General features: G+C 53.9%; 19 protein-coding genes. 12 read left to right on the top strand and 7 right to left on the bottom strand.

What is annotated here, in order from left to right:
• Nucleotides 1-8 precede the first annotated feature (8 nt).
• The 3 genes from F3J44_RS00130 to F3J44_RS00120 are packed head-to-tail and all read left to right on the top strand — an operon-like array spanning nucleotide 9 to nucleotide 864.
• Nucleotides 9-173 (top strand): hypothetical protein, encoded by a 165-nt coding sequence (locus F3J44_RS00130; protein ID WP_167269820.1) that lies wholly within the window; start codon nucleotides 9-11, stop codon nucleotides 171-173.
• Nucleotides 174-194: 21 nt separating this feature from the next.
• On the top strand, nucleotides 195-557 hold the full coding sequence (locus F3J44_RS00125) for a hypothetical protein (protein WP_205299596.1): 363 nt from the start codon (nucleotides 195-197) through the stop codon (nucleotides 555-557).
• A 31-nt stretch (nucleotides 558-588) separates the two neighbouring features.
• On the top strand, nucleotides 589-864 hold the full coding sequence (locus F3J44_RS00120) for a hypothetical protein (protein WP_167269818.1): 276 nt from the start codon (nucleotides 589-591) through the stop codon (nucleotides 862-864).
• Nucleotides 865-880: 16 nt separating this feature from the next.
• Here F3J44_RS00120 and F3J44_RS00115 read toward each other — a convergent pair whose 3' ends face one another.
• A complete protein-coding gene (locus tag F3J44_RS00115) occupies nucleotides 881-1,051 on the bottom strand; it encodes a hypothetical protein (RefSeq protein WP_167269815.1) in 171 nt (56 codons plus the stop codon).
• Nucleotides 1,052-1,260: 209 nt separating this feature from the next.
• On the opposite strand from F3J44_RS00115, the gene F3J44_RS00110 reads away from it, so the two are divergent.
• Nucleotides 1,261-1,887 (top strand): tyrosine-type recombinase/integrase, encoded by a 627-nt coding sequence (locus F3J44_RS00110; RefSeq protein ID WP_205299594.1) that lies wholly within the window; start codon nucleotides 1,261-1,263, stop codon nucleotides 1,885-1,887.
• Nucleotides 1,888-2,227: 340 nt separating this feature from the next.
• A complete protein-coding gene (locus tag F3J44_RS00105; RefSeq protein ID WP_370526693.1) occupies nucleotides 2,228-3,598 on the top strand; it encodes a tyrosine-type recombinase/integrase in 1,371 nt (456 codons plus the stop codon).
• 49 nt (nucleotides 3,599-3,647) lie between these two features.
• On the opposite strand, the gene F3J44_RS00100 is transcribed toward F3J44_RS00105, so the two are convergent.
• On the bottom strand, nucleotides 3,648-3,968 hold the full coding sequence (locus F3J44_RS00100) for a hypothetical protein (RefSeq protein ID WP_167269813.1): 321 nt from the start codon (nucleotides 3,966-3,968) through the stop codon (nucleotides 3,648-3,650).
• A gap of 513 nt (nucleotides 3,969-4,481) precedes the next feature.
• Between F3J44_RS00100 and F3J44_RS00095 the strand changes: the two genes are divergently transcribed.
• The 4 genes from F3J44_RS00095 (at nucleotide 4,482) to F3J44_RS00080 (ending at nucleotide 8,874) form a co-directional block, all read left to right on the top strand.
• Complete coding sequence (locus F3J44_RS00095) at nucleotides 4,482-5,375, top strand: LysR substrate-binding domain-containing protein (protein WP_370526692.1); 894 nt, start codon at nucleotides 4,482-4,484, stop codon at nucleotides 5,373-5,375.
• 144 nt (nucleotides 5,376-5,519) lie between these two features.
• Nucleotides 5,520-6,569, top strand: coding sequence for an NAD(P)-dependent alcohol dehydrogenase (locus tag F3J44_RS00090; RefSeq protein ID WP_167269809.1), 1,050 nt, complete (start codon nucleotides 5,520-5,522; stop codon nucleotides 6,567-6,569).
• Nucleotides 6,570-6,714: 145 nt separating this feature from the next.
• Nucleotides 6,715-7,953, top strand: a complete 1,239-nt coding sequence (locus F3J44_RS00085) for an MFS transporter (protein WP_240158147.1) — start codon at nucleotides 6,715-6,717, stop codon at nucleotides 7,951-7,953.
• A 27-nt stretch (nucleotides 7,954-7,980) separates the two neighbouring features.
• Nucleotides 7,981-8,874, top strand: a complete 894-nt coding sequence (locus tag F3J44_RS00080; protein WP_167269807.1) for a LysR family transcriptional regulator — start codon at nucleotides 7,981-7,983, stop codon at nucleotides 8,872-8,874.
• Nucleotides 8,875-8,947: 73 nt separating this feature from the next.
• Here F3J44_RS00080 and F3J44_RS30285 read toward each other — a convergent pair whose 3' ends face one another.
• The 3 genes from F3J44_RS30285 to F3J44_RS00065 form a co-directional block, all read right to left on the bottom strand.
• Nucleotides 8,948-9,097: a cyclophilin-like fold protein gene (locus F3J44_RS30285; RefSeq protein WP_370526691.1), complete on the bottom strand. Its 150-nt coding sequence runs from the start codon at nucleotides 9,095-9,097 to the stop codon at nucleotides 8,948-8,950.
• A gap of 134 nt (nucleotides 9,098-9,231) precedes the next feature.
• Nucleotides 9,232-10,131, bottom strand: coding sequence for a LysR family transcriptional regulator (locus F3J44_RS00070; protein ID WP_167269805.1), 900 nt, complete (start codon nucleotides 10,129-10,131; stop codon nucleotides 9,232-9,234).
• 258 nt (nucleotides 10,132-10,389) lie between these two features.
• Nucleotides 10,390-11,550 (bottom strand): NAD(P)-dependent alcohol dehydrogenase, encoded by a 1,161-nt coding sequence (locus F3J44_RS00065; protein WP_167269803.1) that lies wholly within the window; start codon nucleotides 11,548-11,550, stop codon nucleotides 10,390-10,392.
• Between the two features lie 494 nt (nucleotides 11,551-12,044).
• Between F3J44_RS00065 and F3J44_RS00060 the strand changes: the two genes are divergently transcribed.
• The 3 genes from F3J44_RS00060 to F3J44_RS00050 all read left to right on the top strand — a co-directional run bounded on the left by F3J44_RS00060 (nucleotide 12,045) and on the right by F3J44_RS00050 (nucleotide 14,004).
• Nucleotides 12,045-12,455, top strand: coding sequence for a cupin domain-containing protein (locus tag F3J44_RS00060; protein ID WP_167269801.1), 411 nt, complete (start codon nucleotides 12,045-12,047; stop codon nucleotides 12,453-12,455).
• Nucleotides 12,456-12,471: 16 nt separating this feature from the next.
• Nucleotides 12,472-12,966: a cupin domain-containing protein gene (locus F3J44_RS00055; protein WP_167270484.1), complete on the top strand. Its 495-nt coding sequence runs from the start codon at nucleotides 12,472-12,474 to the stop codon at nucleotides 12,964-12,966.
• Nucleotides 12,967-13,461: 495 nt separating this feature from the next.
• Entirely contained in the window at nucleotides 13,462-14,004 is a 543-nt protein-coding gene (locus tag F3J44_RS00050) for a YbhB/YbcL family Raf kinase inhibitor-like protein (protein ID WP_167269799.1), read from the top strand.
• A gap of 333 nt (nucleotides 14,005-14,337) precedes the next feature.
• Here F3J44_RS00050 and F3J44_RS00045 read toward each other — a convergent pair whose 3' ends face one another.
• Nucleotides 14,338-15,084: a YkgJ family cysteine cluster protein gene (locus F3J44_RS00045; RefSeq protein WP_167269797.1), complete on the bottom strand. Its 747-nt coding sequence runs from the start codon at nucleotides 15,082-15,084 to the stop codon at nucleotides 14,338-14,340.
• A gap of 110 nt (nucleotides 15,085-15,194) precedes the next feature.
• Nucleotides 15,195-16,220: an alpha/beta hydrolase gene (locus F3J44_RS00040; protein WP_167269795.1), complete on the bottom strand. Its 1,026-nt coding sequence runs from the start codon at nucleotides 16,218-16,220 to the stop codon at nucleotides 15,195-15,197.
• Nucleotides 16,221-16,419: the final 199 nt, after the last annotated feature.

Here is a 16,419-nt window from a genome sequence, read left to right as displayed (position 1 = left end):
TATCAGCTGTGACGGACAGGATGCGCGAGCAGTTCGAGGCTGCGTATGTCGAGGAAATGGCTTTGCGTTGCGGCGAGGACATTCGCCAGCGCGCCAAAGCCAATCTCGAATGGCGACAGAAGAACGGAGATTACCGCGATCCTATGGTGCGCCTTGTCTATTGGGCCTGGTAGGCCAGCCGTGTGGCTGTGGTGGTGGCCCTTCCGAAGACTGACGAGATCGAGTCACGTGATCGCTGGGAGCAAGCGGTTCACGGCATCCATAGCATCGTCGGGCCAGGCCCAGGGCGGGATTTTGAGATCCATGACGAGATCGTGGCAGTGGAAAAGCTCAAGGGGCTCTGGCTGGCGGCAGGTCACGACGATGACCCCAAGTCGGAATGGATCGATGTGCGCCTGCGCTGCGGCAGCGTGCTGGCAGGCTGCGCGCGCACCGGCCCCTTCGAGTACCGCTGGCCCTTCGGCCAGATGAACTTCACCAGCAAGGACTTCGGCAGCGACATCGTCGCGTTCCAGCCGATACCGGACCCAACGCCCAACAAAGAGCCCCAACCATGACTCTGCCCCTGATGTACATGGCCTATCTGGTATGGAAGGCGCCGTGATGATCGGCATGAGCACGATCTACCCGCACATGACGGAGAAGGAAGAGCAGGAGCACTTCCGGAAATTGCTCGCCGAAGCAGAACGCCAGCGCAACGCTCAATATGCCTTGCTCAAGTCCGAAGATCATCACACTCACTGCCGCGACTGTGGCCGGTTCGTCGACAAGAGCCGCTGGCTGCTCAAGATCTCGGCATGGGCGCAGCGGAGCCAGCGCCCACTGTGCGCGCCCTGCTCCGCCGAATACGACTTCGAATACTAAACCCTCTCCCTACAACTCAAGCCCGCCGAAAGTACCCGACAATCAATAACACAACGCCGGGCACCAACAAGCCAACTGCGGTATAGCCGAAAGCAGTCTGCCCAGATGCGCCTACAGCTGCGAATGCAGCACCAACGGCTATCAGCGGCGCCGCGGCTAAGTAAAACGGTTTGGCTGTCTTGCCCATATCGAATCTCCTTTTGACCACTTTTTTAACACATAAGCCCGCCGATATGCGCGGGCATGGAGAGCTATTGCCATGACGAAACCAAAACACACGCCCGGCCCATGGGAAGTCCTGAACGAAACCGAGGTTTTCACCGGTCTTGGCGCCGACAGCGGCGATGGAGTTAAAGCACTCACATCGGATGGCTGGATGATCGCCGACTGCGGCGATTGCGTGAGCAGTCGATCCTCTTCGGCGAGTTGCCAGACCACCTTCAGCGAATGGCCCTGTTCAAGGTGAACACCGGCTGCCGCGAGCAGGAGGTCTGCAAGTTGAGGTGGGATTGGGAGATTTTCGTCCCCGAGCTGGACGCCAGCGTGTTTCTGATACCAGCCGATTTCGGCGGCAGGCATGAGAACTCTGGAGTCAAAAACCGAGAGGAGCGCCTGGTCGTTTTGAACAGCGTGGCCAAATCGATCATCGAAGGACAGCGCGGGATAAGTCGGGAATGGGTGTTCCCGTACAACGGTACCGCCATGCACCGGATGAACGATTCGGCCTGGAAGAAAGCGCGAGTGCGCGCGGCAAAGCTCTGGCAGGAGCAACACTTGCGGCCGGCGCACCCAGGGTTCGCTTCCATCAGGGTTCACGACCTGAAGCATACATTCGGACGAAGACTGAAAGCAGCAGCCGTCAGCCTGGAAGACCGGAAGTCGCTACTGGGTCACAAAAGCGGAAGCGTGACCAGTCATTACTCCGGTGCGGAGATTGGTCAAATGATCGATGCGGCAAACAAGGTATCGGCTACCGACTCGCGCGGCCCGGTGCTGACGATCTTGAAGAGGAGAATTGGATGAGGAAAAAGGCGAAGTCACTCGTAAAGTCACTATGCCCAGAAACAACAAAGCCACCCGAAGGTGGCTAAGTCGCTGAAATATATGGTCGGGACGGAGTGATTCGAACACTCGACCCCTTGCACCCCATTCGATTATTTATTGGATTTCAGTGGACATGGGCAGAACACAGAAGCACGTCACAAACCTAGCAATCACAGGGGTCTCAGGCTAGAATTTTATCTACCTCTGCCCATAGCTTTCCACCGAGAGCCGTCGCCATGGTAGGGGTATAAGTAGGGGTATTTTTTGATCCCCCCACGTGTACAAGGGGTAGAGAATGGCCAAATTAACCGTCTGAGAACTGGAATCGCTCACCGCTGAAGATAACGGAAAGACCCTTCGCGACGACGGGAACTTGATAGGCAAAGTGATTGCTCGCCAGAAAGGCGTCTCGGTGAGCTTTTATTATCGCTTCAAGTGGGACGGAAAATTCAAAGACTTCGCCTGCGGTACTTGGGCCAAGACTGGTAGCAAAAGTAAATCCCTGTCCGATATAAGATCCGAACATAGGAACGCGAGCCGAAAAGTAGCAGAAGGTCTTGATCCGACATCCGCCAAGAAGGCAGAAAAAATTGAAGCCCAAACCGCCATTGCTGCCACGATTGCCGAAGCCGAACGCCTGGCAGCGGAGAACAAGACTTTTGAAAATTTATTCGACGAATGGCTGCGCGATGGTGTATCCCGCCAAGATAACAACGCGGAGCTGCGCCGCAGCTTTAAGAAAGACATACTGCCTGTCATTGGCAAGAGGCCATTGCGTAGTCTGACAGAAAAAGACTTACTAGCTGTTCTACGCGCAGTTCGCACGCGTGGTCTGAACCGTACTGTGGTCATCCTATACAACGACATTGGGCAGATGCTGCGCTGGGCCGAAAAGCGCAAACCATGGCGATCGTTGATGATTGACGGCAATCCGATCGACTTGGTCAATGTGCAGACACTGCTTGATCACGACTATCAAGAAGAACGTGACCGTGTGCTTTCCTCCGACGAAATCTGTGAACTACGAGGCATCTTTGCTCGCCTGGAGCATGACTATGACACCCTACCCGCCGGGCAGAAATACTCCGGCATCCGTCCTGTTAACTCTCGAGTACAGCGTGCGGTATGGATCTGCCTGAGTACCCTCTGCCGTATCGGTGAGCTACTCAAAGCCGAATGGAAAAATTTGGATCTGGAGAAAGGCACTTGGTTCATCCCAGCACTAGCCACGAAAGGACGTAAAGGTAAGCGTCAGGATCACCATGTATTTCTATCGAACTTTGCTTTGGAACAGTTCAAACGCTTGCAGAAAGAAACTGGAAGTAACCCATTTTGTTTCCCCAGCAAAAATGGTGAATGCCATGTTGATATCAAGACAGTCAGTAAACTGATTGGCGATCGGCAGTGCCGCTTCAAGAAGCGCAGTAAACCATTATCAGGCCGTCACCATGACGATTCCCTAGTGCTAAACAACGGCACAAAGGGTGAATGGACCCCACACGACCTTCGCCGTACCGGGGCGACCATGATGCAGGAACTTGGCGTCACTCTAGAGATTATTGATCGCTGTCAGAATCACCTGCTGGCAGGCTCCAAAGTACGAAGGCACTACCTGCACCATGATTATGCTAAGGAGAAGACTGAAGCATGGCGTCTTCTTGGAGAGAGAATTGAAACAATCCTGGCATAGGTAGAGAAAGGAGCCGAAAGTGGGCAACTGAACGGTGATGCTCAGTTCGTCAATACAGATGCTTCGTTACGATCTGAATGACGTCACTGACCTGCGTCACATTCAATAGCGCGGCAACCCGAGACGACAGATTCTTGCCGAAAGCCGTTGATGCGGTGATCACATGTTCGTTGCCGAAGGTTTTCACGCTGTCTACGATCAATGCCGCCAGGTTTTCAACGCCTTGATCGGCATAGTCAGTATCACATGCGACGACCACGTTCTGCATATCAACATGACCTGCAATCTGCTCGGCAACGCATCCTGCGGACTCGCCAGCGACCAGAACGTCTACGGCAGCGTCCAGGTTCCTCGCGTTTAGAGAAGACATACAGCAGCTTGGCGATTGCCAGCGGTTCCAGGTCCTGATCGCTCTTGATCAGTGCCCATTGCCAGCGCGGTCCGCAGTTGCTCCTGACTGTTTCCGGCCCCCCGATACGGGGATGAATTCGCTGGCCTGCCCGCTTTCCTTGAGCTGCAGCGCTGCTTCTACGGCAATCTCACAGAAAGGAGAGCTCGATCTTGTCTGTACCCGCGTCGTTGCGCCTGTCGATGGATACGTCACCAACCTGAACGTTCCCCCCGGTAACTATTCTCGCATCGGGCAAGCATTCACTCAGCGTGAACTGCTTGACGCGACCGAAGTGGTCAGGCGCTTTCAACGACTCGGGCCTGCGCTGCAATAGGATAGTCGGCGCGATGATCAGTCAGCTGGCAGGCCTGCTGCGTGGATGGGCGATGGGATAATGGTGTAAGTTGCCATTCCGGCAATTCAGGCCTATCAGCTACCGCCTTCTTCACGACTCATCTGCACGCACGAGACAAGGCAGCCATGCAGCAAAAAATCCTCCGAGACGCCTTTGCAGGCATGAATGTCTTCGTGGCAGTCGCCCGCGATCAGAGTTTCACCAAGGCGGCGGCACGATTGGGGCTTTCGCAGACCGCGGTCAGTCACGCCATCCGCACTCTGGAGAAACGGCTTGGTGTGCGGCTATTGTCACGCAATACGCGGGCGGTGGTCCCCACGCAAGCCGGCGAGCGTCTCTTGCAAAACGTGGTGCCTCAACTGTCGGAGATCGATACCGAGCTCGACGCGCTCACAGAACTGGGCAACAGTCCGACCGGCAGAATTCGAATCACCGCCTCGGACCATGCGATCCGCACCATATTGACGCCTAAATTGAAGAAGTTTCTCCCCAGATACCCCGGGATCCAGGTCGAGTTGTTTTCCGATAACGGCTTCGCGGATCTGGCGGCCGGTAACTTCGATGCCGGCGTTCGCATGGGGGAGTCTCTGGCTCAGGACATGATCGCTCAACGAATCGGACCTGACGCCAGTTTTGCAGTGGTGGCGACCAAGCATTATCTTCAAGGTCGTCAGCTTCCCTTGCACCCTGAGGATCTGATGCAACACAACTGCATCAACATCCGCCTGCCCACTCATGGCGGGTTATGGGCGTGGGAGTTCGAAAAGGAAGGCAATGAGGTCAGCGTCCGCGTCGAAGGCCAGTTGATCCATAACGGTACCTTTGAATGCCTGGATGCAGCCATTGCGGGGTTGGGTATTGCTTACGTGCCCGAAGAACTCGCCATACCGTATATCAGATCCGGCCACCTGATTCGTATGCTCGAAGACTGGTCGCCCATCTGGCCCGGGCTCCATTTGTACTATCCCAGCCGTCGTCAACCGTCAGGGGCCATGGCCTTGCTGATTGCCGAATTGCGCCTGGAGCAATAGCGAGAGCCTGCGCTGGCATCAAAGCCATTTATCAATATCTTGCATATCTGCATTCTTTTTATGCGGTTTATCGCATCACCTGGCATGACTTAGCCTAAGCGGGTTATGGCCCGTGCGGGCCTTTGTCCATGTTAGGAGATCTACATGATCGTTAAAGCCTATGGCGCACACAGCGGCGAGCAGCCCCTGCAGTCAATGGATATCAGTCGTCGCGAAGTCGGCGCCCATGACGTGCGTATCGATATTGCTTATTGCGGCATCTGCCACTCCGACCTGCATCAGGTGCGCGGAGAGTGGCCGGGTACGCATTACCCATGCGTGCCTGGTCACGAAATCGTGGGCCGAGTTTCATCAGTCGGCGTCCATGTCGAACACCTGAAGGCGGGAGATCTGGTCGGAGTAGGTTGCATCGTCGACAGTTGCAAGCAGTGCGACGACTGCGATGCCGGGCTTGAGAACTACTGCGATGCAATGACTGGCACCTATAATTTTCCAAGCACCGACGCACCAGGCTGGACGTTGGGCGGGTATTCCGAACAGGTCGTGGTACATGAGCGCTACGTTCTGAAAGTACGTCACCCTGAGGATCAGTTGGCCTCGGTCGCGCCACTGCTGTGCGCCGGTATCACGACTTACTCGCCGTTGCGCCACTGGAACGCAGGCCCAGGCAAAAAAATCGGCATCGTAGGCATCGGCGGGCTGGGCCATATGGGAATCAAACTCGCGCACGCGATGGGCGCACATGTCGTTGCGTTCACAACCTCCGAATCCAAACGAGAGGATGCCCGGGCCCTCGGTGCAGACGAAGTCGTGCTCTCCAGCAGTGCTGAAGAAATGGCCGCTCATGCCAAGAGCTTCGACCTGATCATCAACACTGTGGCAGCGCCCCATGATCTGAATGCCTTTCTGGTATTGCTCAAGCGTGATGGCAACCTGACGCTGGTTGGCGCACCTGCATCCCCGCATCCATCGCCTGAGGTGTTCAACCTGATATTCAAACGCCGTTCACTCAACGGCTCGATGATTGGCGGGATTCCGGAGACGCAAGAGATGCTCGATTTCTGTGCGGAGCACGGAATCGTGTCCGATATCGAAGTGATTCGCGCCGATCAGATCAACAGTTCGTTCGAGCGCATGCTCAAAGGCGACGTCAAGTATCGGTTCGTTATCGACTCATCGACCCTCGCGGACTAACCCTCTCGATACCACGCACCATCGCAGCAACCATGACCTCGCCCCGGCGAGGTCATCTGTTTGGTGTTTATTGCGTAAATTTCCAAATCGCGCTGCGGCCCGGCAATGCCGTACCAGCGCCTGAAACGTTACCAGGCAATCATCCATGACAAACCTTTCACCCATCTCAAAAGTCAACGCTACGCCGCCTGCAGCCTGGGGTGCTGTGCTGGCCATGGCAATGGCTGCGTTTGCGCTCGTTGCATCTGAATTCATGCCCGTCAGCCTCCTCACGCCTATCGCGACTGATCTTTCGGTGACCGAAGGTCAGGCAGGGCAAGCCATCGCCGTGTCAGGTGCATTTGCACTGCTCACCAGCCTGTGTGTATCGGCGGTTGCCGGGCATCTGAATCGCAAGTTACTGCTGGCGGCGCTCACACTACTGATGATTATCTCGGGAAGCGTGGTGGCGTTTGCTCCCAACTACGGGACGTTCATCGTCGGCCGTGCGCTTATCGGCGTTGCCATTGGTGGCTTCTGGTCGATGTCGGCTGCGACCGCCATGCGCCTGGTGCCGGAAGACAAAGTGCCTCGTGCACTCGCGATCCTCAACAGCGGCAATGCGCTAGCGACCGTCATTGCAGCACCTTTGGGTAGTTTCCTCGGCTCAATCATTGGCTGGCGCCTGGCGTTCTTCGCTGTTGTTCCCGTGGCGATCATTGCGCTCTGCTGGAAACTGTTCAGCCTGCCATCTATGCAAGCGCAGGCCGAACGGCGGTCGAGCAATGTCTTCAAATTGCTCAAGCGCAAACCAGTAGCACTGGGCATGGCGGCCTCAAGTCTGTTTTTCATGGGTCAGTTTTCGCTGTACACCTACCTGCGCCCCTTTCTCGAGTCCGTGACGCAGGTTCAGGTGACCACCCTGTCCTTTCTCTTGCTTCTGGTGGGTGTAGCCGGATTTGTCGGAACCCTGCTGATCGGTGGGATGCTGAAAAACGGTGTGTATCGTGTGCTGACGGCCATTCCGTTGCTGATGGCTGTGCTGGCAATCGGTCTGACCTATACAATCATCGGCGGCTCCCTGCCCCTGACGGCCATCAGCCTCGGTTTATGGGGGCTGGTCGCCACTGCCGCTCCGGTCGGCTGGTGGACCTGGGTGGCGAAGATCATGCCAAGAGATGCCGAGGCCGGTGGCGGACTGTTCGTTGCAGTCGTTCAAATGGCGATCATGCTGGGAGCCACAGTGGGTGGGGTTCTGTTCGATCACTACGGCTACCATGCTACTTTCGAGATGAGCGCTGCCTTACTGATCGTGTCCGCAGTTCTCACCGTAATCACGGCCCGTAGCGAGGAACAAGAAGCGCAACCGGGCACCAAACAATCTGCAGAGGGTGTGCAAGCCTGACTCCACTGCTGACTATCGGATCGATTCATGGCTCGTGAGCATTACAGTGATTTGCTGGCATTGGTTGCTGTCGCACAAGAACGCAGTTTCACCAAAGCGGCGGCTCAGTTGGGTATGTCGCAGTCGATGCTGAGCCACACAATCCGCCAGTTGGAGGCGCGCCTAGGGGTGCGCCTGCTCACACGGACCACCCGCAGTGTGGCGGTGACCGAGGCAGGTGAGCGACTGCTGCGCGCCGTATCGCCACGGCTCGACAGCATCGCGGCAGAGCTGGTTTCGATTGCTGATATGGGCAGTGCTGCCAGTGGGTCGGTGCGCATCACCGCCACCGATCACGCCATTGACACTCTACTTTGGCCTAAGCTCGAACCGTTGCTCACCCGGCACCCGGACATCCAGTTGGAGCTTCATTCAGACTATGCGCTGATCGACATAATCGAAGGACGGTTTGATTTTGGCGTGCGCCTGGGTGACGTGCTGTCCAAAGACATCACTGCAGTGCGAATTGGTCCTGACCTGCAGTTTGCGATCGTAGCCTCACCCTCTTATTTCACTTCCCGGCCAAGGGTCGAAAAACCGCAGGATCTGACACAGCACAACTGCATCAACCTGCGCCTTCCTACTAACGGCAATCTCTGGGCCTGGGAACTCGAAAATGACAAGCAGCAGATGAACGTCAGGGTAAGCGGGCGCCTTACCTTCAATGGCATTTATCAAGTGCTTAGCGCAGCCCTGTGTGGACAAGGCCTGGCTTATCTCCCCGAAGACCTAGCTCGCGACCACCTTCTCACGGGAAGCCTGGTCCCGGTTCTACCTCAGTGGTGGATCACCTTCCCTGGTTATCACCTTTATTACTCAAGCCAGCGAGTGACCTCTCGACTGATGCAACTTTTCATCGATGGCCTGCGGCATCAGGATTGAAAAAAAGCCGCACGAACCTCATGTAAGCGATGTACATGATGTTGGTACGGCGACTGCTGCCTGCAGCTTCCTGTTAATCACCCACCAGGCTGATCATCGCCCTCAACGGCCCCTTGCGCCTCAGTTGCTCTATATCTAAGTCCAGGCGACCTAACCTGATCAGCCCTTCGGAATTAGGGAAGTCCTTGAGAAAAATCGCCAGGTTCCCCCAAAGCGCATATATAGATGGCGTCGCCCGTAACTGGGGTCACGGCGGACGGTGCTCCTTGAGTCGACGACTTGCGAGGCAAGTAGCTGATCTTATCGGTTGCGGTCTGAAAATGTCGAGGCAATGCTGGTGCCTGGACGCACGTTCGTTTATGCGTCCGGCCGCCAACGCAAGGCTTCGACCACCAGAGCAAGTGCTGGCGAGCAATGCCGCCGGTTAGCATAATACAAGTGATACCCCGGAAAGGTCGGCCACCAGTCCTCCAGAACAGCCGTCAACGCACCACTTTCGATGTGTGGGCTCAGTAGATCGAAAGGTACGTAGGCGAACCCCTGACCATCGAGAGCCGCCTGAAGCATCTGATAAGTATTATTGAATACGGCCTGCCCCTGCACACGTACCTTGTTGGGCTGGCCGCCCTTCTCGAAATCCCAGGCATGCAATCCTCCATGAGTGGGCAGGCGCAGATTGATACACCTATGCGCCACCAGATCCGAGGGTACTTGAGGGAGTTCCCTACCCTGGAGATAGTCGACGGACGCAGCCACACCCATGCGCAAATCGGGCGCGATGCGAACAGCCACCATGTCCTGGTCTACCTTGTCGCCGACCCGTACGCCAGCATCGAATTGCTGTGCAGCGATGTCAGTCATACCGTAGTCAGTGACGAGCTCCAACTGTATGTCAGGGTATTGAATCAGCAACGGACTCAGGCGCGGCCAGAGCACCGTACTGATGGCATGGTCATGTGCGGTAATGCGCACGGTCCCGGCAGGTCTGTCACGCAGCTCACTCAGAGCGCCAATCTCTGCCTGGATATCGTCTATGCGGGTTGCGATGCCCTCCAGCAAACGCGCGCCAGCTTCGGCAGTCGATACACTGCGCGTGGTCCGGGTCAGTAGACGTACACCAAGACGCGCTTCGAGGCCAAGCATGGCATGACTGAGTGCTGACCGGGATATCCCTAATTGAGCCGCCGCTCGTGTGAAGCTGCGCAAGCGCGCAACCATAACAAAAGCCTGCAGGTCGTTGAGGCTGAGCTTGTCCATTGATGAACGTTCTGTATTGGGGCATGCCACTCACTGGCCTATTGAGCGCATCCCGAAAATTGGTGGTTGCCGGTGTTCAAGGATTCATGGCCTTCCTGCAAGCACGGCGGGCATGGTGATGAATGGCTCAATCACCATGCCCCTGTCCGTAATGGCGCAGGGACATGGATAACGAACCGTCATGGAGGAGAGGCAATCAGACGTGTGGCTGATTACTCGCCTCCGCCTGACCTCTACCGGAAAGATGACTTTTAGCGTTTAAATGGTCGAGGCGTCGATCACATAACGATACCGAGCGCCTTTGGCAACGATGCTTGCCCAGGCGTCGTTGATTTGCGGCGCTTTAATAACCTGAATGGTGGGCAGCACTTTGTTTTTCGCACAATAGTCGACCACCTCCTGAGTCTCCTTCATGCCCCCGATCAACGATGCATTGAAGTTGACTCGCGAAGCAGCCAGCGCCAGGGCACCGAGCGTCAGCTCGAAACGTTCCGGCATGCCCACCTGAGTAAAACTGCCGTAAGGTTTCACGGTCGCCGCATAAGCAGCGACATCATATTGATAAGGAATAGTGGAGATCAGGTAATCAAGCGTCCCCTGATACCGCCTCAACGCTTGCAGATCATCAACGACCACGGCCTCCTTGGCCCCAAACGACAATATGTCCTTGACCTTGTCGGCGGAGGTAGTAAATGCATAAACCTCGGCCCCTTGTGACACCGCGATTTTAATTGCCATATGGCCAAGGCCGCCAATCCCCGCGACACCAACCTTCGTTCCCTTTTTAATTTGGGCCCGCATGAGTGGAGAGTACGTAGTGATTCCGGCGCACAATAAAGGTGCTGCATCCTGAAAGCTGATGCTGTCCGGGATATGAACCGCGAAATGATCACGCACCACAATATTGTTCGAATAACCTCCTTGCGATATTCCCGTTGGCGAACCGGGTTCAGGATAACCGTAAGTAAACACTGTTGCAGGGCTATATTGCTCCGCGTTTTCCACAGCGTCGAACTGCTTGAGGCTGCTATTTACCATGCATCCTACGCCGGCTCGATCACCGACCTTGAACTTGGTAACGTTTTTACCGACGGCTGCCACCACACCCACGGTTTCATGTCCGGGCACCTGAGGATACTTCTGCACGCCCCAGTGTCCTTTCATCTGATGAATATCTGAATGGCAGATGCTCGCGAATTTCGTTTCAATGAGGATGTCATTATCACCAACCGGGCGACGCTCGAATGTCCAGGGGGCCAATTTTCCCGACGCGTCGAATGCAGCGTAGCCATGGGACCGTACATTCTGACCATTCTCGGCGGCAAACAATTTCAGCGGTCCAGCGAACAACAGTCCAGCACCTGTCACAGCTGTACCCGCAACGAAGGTTCGTCGCGTCAGGCATTTATCATCAACCATAGGCTTAACTCCTTTTACAGCGGCTGAGAGTGATTACGGGCCTGCTTGATCGCCCATCCTTTCAGTAAACGGTTTAAATTCGATGGGAGCCAGCACCTACCGCGTGTATGAGATATGTGCGCCGGGTTGCGAAGTAAGGTGAATCGCCTCAACGGCAACCACAGCGTCCGCTCGCATTTTAGCAATGTTCCCTAAGCCGTAGAGCTCTCAGGATGATCGCTGCTATGAATTTAATTTCTTAATCCGCACCAGTTGGGCTCCATTCGTTGAAGTGATATTCGCGCAGTCGGGAGATAGTCTGATGTTAACTAGAGCTGGATAGGCCATAGTGGGTCTTTGGCCGCGTGAGGCGTGAAACAGATTTACCAAATTTCATCGGCTCTGGAGACTGGTGAGTTTTCTGCACCAGGGCATGCCGATAATGCCATCTACCCAACAAATACTACGCAGCTTAAAGTTTTTGCCGTGTTCAAAACAGCATTCAGGAAACGTCTATGGAACTCAAACACGCTGGCTCTCAAGCGTCAATCAAAGGTCCCTCCGAGTGGTTCACTGGTACGGTGCGCATCGACCCGCTGAACAACCCTCCAGAACCGGCACGCACCTCGTGCGCCTCCGTCACTTTTGAGCCTGGCGCGCGCACTGCATGGCACAGCCATCCGCTGGGACAGACGCTGATTGTTACCGCCGGATGCGGATGGACTCAGTGCGAAGGCGGGACGACGGTAGAAATCCGTGCAGGGGACGTCATTTGGTGTCCCCCGGGCCATCGCCATTGGCACGGCGCTTCGCCAACCACGTCCATGACCCATATTGCCATTCAGGAAGCCCTGGACGGCCGCAACGTCACTTGGATGGAGCATGTCAGCGATGAACAGTATCTCGCCACTCCACCGCACCTGTGATCGTCCCGAGAACCTGATGCAGTATCTGAAACTGCCTCTATTTGCAGCAGTACTATGGGCAACTGTGATCGCTCAGGCAGAGGCAGAGGCAGAACGCACTTCAGATACTGCACAGCACATCATCAGTGCCGGGCATCAGCCTTCAGTGCCTGGCCCTGAGCAAAACTTCACAGGTCGTGTACGTATCGACCCCATATGGCCCGCGGACGCTCATATCAATGCGTCGGGCGCACTGGTCACCTTTGAGCCGGGTGCACGCTCGGCATGGCATACGCACCCAACCGGACAACGTCTGGTGGTCACGTCCGGCGTGGGTCTGACTCAGGAATGGGGCAAGCCCGTGCAAATCATCCGTCCTGGCGACGTGGTCTGGTGTCCTCCCGGCGTCAAACATTGGCATGGCGCTGCAGTGCAAACTGCCATGACCCACCTCGCAGTCACTCCGGTACTTGATGGAAAGAACGTCAATTGGATGGAAAAAGTGAGCGACGATCAATATTCAGCGAAGTGACAGTGCCCTGTCACTCAGGCGTTACACCTCGTTCGCTTCGCACCCCCTATCCAGGCTGACACTCAGAAGGATCTTCACACCATGGCCAACTCGCCGAACTCATAAGCGGCCGACACCACAAATACGAACCTGAACCCCAACGGTGTAACTTCCGATAGACCCATTCCGCCACCTTCATAGCGGAGAGACCTTCAAAATCATGCAAGGGATGGCCACTCAGACGCGAAAATGCTTTAATTAGAAATTCTAATAACCCCTTTAAGAATTCTCCATGTAGTAAATACTTATTTCGAACGTAGAATCAAATAACACATCAGCTAAACCATCGCAACACTTAGAAAAATATAAGGCGAGCACCGCCACGATACAACCACTGCTCCAACCAACTTAATTTCCCACTTCGGAAATTATAGCTCGATAAGCAGAATTGCAAAAACCGACCAAATACTTCCTTTAATCTAACACCACGCATTCCGGACACGAGAACAAACCAATATGCAAAAATCAACCTTCAGCTTAGCCTTAATGCTTCTTTGCTCAGTGGCGCATGCAGACAGCTTCAAATTATCAAGCAGTGACATACAGGATGGTAAACAGCTTGGGATCGCTCAAATCCAACATGGCTCTGGATGCTCTGGGCTCGACATTTCTCCAGCACTTCACTGGACTGGTGCCCCCCCTTCAACCCAAAGCTATGCAATCACTGTGTATGATCCTGATGCCCCCACTGGTAGTGGCTGGTGGCACTGGACATTAGTAAATATACCCAAAAACATAAACGCTTTACCTAAAGATGCGGGCAATCGAGATGGGTCTAAACTTCCGTCAGGGGCAGTACAAGGTCGTACAGATTTCGGCAGCCCTGGTTTCGGTGGTGCATGCCCGCCGCATGGAACACACCGCTACTCGTTTAAGGTATGGGCGCTTGACGTGGAAAAAATCCCTATAGATAACAACTCCAGTGGAGCATTGGTAGGAGGTCTATTGAACGCTCACAGTATAGGCACTGCAGAATTGACTCCGATTTCCACTCGCTAACGAAGAAACGACAAACCACTCAAAGTGTCCGCCTTAGCTTAGTAAATGACGCCTTAAATAACTAGAGGTCTTTTGGTGAGAGTCGCATCACTCGGAAGAGGCGCCACCTCCGGCTTGAGTACCACTCGCGATAGCTCGCTCAGTGAGGTCATCTTTCTAATCAGCGGAGCAAACCCCACATTAGCGCTCGGTTTGAATCACCCCATGCTCGAAGGAGCTGAAAATCTGCTTGACAGAGTGCAATTCGAAAATTCGCCTGGTGGCCCCAAAACTAGAATGCCACCTGCAGATGGTATCTACTGCACTTGAAACCGAGCCAGACACAGCGTATTCCTAAACTTTAAAATTGATAAGCACGCCACCGCAAGACTCGCTAGAACTCACGGTCGCTCCAATGGAATTAAGTTTTACTCGAACCTGGTCATCCAGAGAGTCAAAGTTCCAGGAAAGCGAAGGCTTTCTTAAATCTTGCGTCACGACATCAAAAGCCTCAAGAAAAATTGATGCTGCGGGAAGCCAGGCTGTAACACCATGCCCCTTGAGGGCTGAGATATTAATGTTCAAATACTCACATATGGCCACCTTATTCTGAATATCATCGCGATCAGCTTGCCGAGAACGTTCAATCAAAACAAGAAGCTCCGGAGCATACTCAGAATTACGCAAAATCAGGGGCAGCTCTCCACTCCATACATCTGAGGGGCAGTCCTTAATTACCGGGTCAAGTTTAATATAAGGATTGATTTCGGCCGGATAAATTTGGCATACCAACGGGCGACTATCGTACTGCCCGCATCGGTTATCTTCTTTTAGGTAGCGACATCGACCAGGATTGAAAGCAGCAAACGTAGCGATCACTCTAGCAACTGAAGTCCCGGAAGGCACCGGATAGGAACGCCGCGCTATATGGCACATTGGATCATCTTCATCACCTGCACCGCCTTTGAAATAGCCTTCGACAAAAATTACAATTTGGCCACCATCCATTACCCAGCACTTACTTTCCTGCAGCGTTAACGGAATATGATGACCCTGGCAGCATTGGCCGCAGCCATTACATGCAAAACAAATATTACTCACCTTATCAACCCTGTGTAGCTACTGAAAAACTCAAAACACTCAATTAATTCAAAAGCACCCCGAAAACGAGACCTCAGAGTGCTCAACTGACCAGCAATACTGATAGCTAGTTAATTTAGGTTCTCCCTGAAAAAGCTAGACAGCTTTGAGAATGGAATGACATCAGTGCGATCATAAAGGTCTACATGGCCTGCATTGGGAACGATAAACAATTCCTTTGGCTCCCCTGCCAACTTATAGGCGGTCTCACTAAATTCACGAGAATGCGCGGACTCTCCCGCAATGAAAAGTACAGGGCGAGGGGAGATAGTTTCAATATCATTAAATGGATAGAAGTTCATCTGCTTAACCTCAGCAGTAATTGGGCGATTAGTGGTCAGATAGAGAGTTTGGCCGCTGGGTACAAACTCACCCCGTGGGGTTCGATAAAAATCGAAAAACTCTTTTTCGATAGCGCTCGCATTTGGGCGCAACTTTTCCAGCATTCCATCAGAATATTTTTTGGCGCCACCTAGAAACTCGACGTAGCGCTGTTCGGCAGCTTGTGCAATAAACTGACGCCGCTGCTCCAAAGTCTGTGAGTGTTGTAAACCAGTACGATTCACCTCACCCATATCATACATGGAGACAGTAGCAATCGCTTTGATACGCGGATCAATTTTAGCAGCACTAATCACATAACCGCCGCTTCCACAGATACCTAGCGCACCTATATTGGCTCGATCTACGTAAGGGCGTGTACCGAGAAAATCAACGGAAGCCATAAAAACTTCTGTATATATATCAGAAGACACAGCATTCCGAGCACCTTCGCTTTCCCCCCAAAAAGAAAGATCAGGAGCCAAAGTCACAAACCCCTGCTCTGCCATCTTCTGAGCATAGAGATTTGCACTCTGTTCTTTTACTGCGCCGTTCGGATGCCCAACGACGATAGCTGCCAGTCTTGTGCTTTTCGAAACGCTTTTAGGCCGATAAAGATTAGCTACAATTTTCATTCCATATTGATTATTAAAAGCAACCTTCTCGACATCAACATCATTACTCTTATAGAAATTATTCGCACCTCTTGACATGTCCTGCGCCAAGGCAGCCCAGGAGAGGAAAGAGAGAAGAATGGCAAAAAAGTATCGTTTCATATAACCGTCCACAACAGTTTTCGCGAAGGGTGTCACGGCTCGCTCTACATCCTTCCGGAGCAGAGTCCACATGCATTCAGAGACGTAACCGCATAGAGCATAGATTCGGGCTAGACTCAGGATGCATGGAGCCGCGACCAACATTTTCCATGACGCGAACCTCACAGCCTTGGCTAATCCGATGATTTTTTTGCCTAAT

Source organism: Pantoea sp. Tr-811 (assembly GCF_011752535.1).
GTDB lineage: Bacteria > Pseudomonadota > Gammaproteobacteria > Pseudomonadales > Pseudomonadaceae > Aquipseudomonas.
Note: the sequence above shows the minus strand (reverse complement) of the source record. Positions and strands in the feature narration are given on the sequence as shown.

What these genes read in the sequence shown, in the direction of transcription:
- F3J44_RS00080 (WP_167269807.1), top strand. Translation starts at nt 7,981, where the DNA reads ATGGCTCGTGAGCATTACAGTGATTTGCTGGCATTGGTTGCTGTCGCA.
- F3J44_RS00115 (WP_167269815.1), bottom strand. Translation starts at nt 1,051, where the DNA reads ATGGGCAAGACAGCCAAACCGTTTTACTTAGCCGCGGCGCCGCTGATA.
- F3J44_RS00090 (WP_167269809.1), top strand. Translation starts at nt 5,520, where the DNA reads ATGATCGTTAAAGCCTATGGCGCACACAGCGGCGAGCAGCCCCTGCAG.
- F3J44_RS00060 (WP_167269801.1), top strand. Translation starts at nt 12,045, where the DNA reads ATGGAACTCAAACACGCTGGCTCTCAAGCGTCAATCAAAGGTCCCTCC.
- F3J44_RS00085 (WP_240158147.1), top strand. Translation starts at nt 6,715, where the DNA reads ATGACAAACCTTTCACCCATCTCAAAAGTCAACGCTACGCCGCCTGCA.
- F3J44_RS00120 (WP_167269818.1), top strand. Translation starts at nt 589, where the DNA reads ATGGAAGGCGCCGTGATGATCGGCATGAGCACGATCTACCCGCACATG.
- F3J44_RS00055 (WP_167270484.1), top strand. Translation starts at nt 12,472, where the DNA reads ATGCAGTATCTGAAACTGCCTCTATTTGCAGCAGTACTATGGGCAACT.
- F3J44_RS00065 (WP_167269803.1), bottom strand. Translation starts at nt 11,550, where the DNA reads ATGGTTGATGATAAATGCCTGACGCGACGAACCTTCGTTGCGGGTACA.
- F3J44_RS00100 (WP_167269813.1), bottom strand. Translation starts at nt 3,968, where the DNA reads ATGTCTTCTCTAAACGCGAGGAACCTGGACGCTGCCGTAGACGTTCTG.
- F3J44_RS00040 (WP_167269795.1), bottom strand. Translation starts at nt 16,220, where the DNA reads ATGAAACGATACTTTTTTGCCATTCTTCTCTCTTTCCTCTCCTGGGCT.
- F3J44_RS00070 (WP_167269805.1), bottom strand. Translation starts at nt 10,131, where the DNA reads ATGGACAAGCTCAGCCTCAACGACCTGCAGGCTTTTGTTATGGTTGCG.
- F3J44_RS00050 (WP_167269799.1), top strand. Translation starts at nt 13,462, where the DNA reads ATGCAAAAATCAACCTTCAGCTTAGCCTTAATGCTTCTTTGCTCAGTG.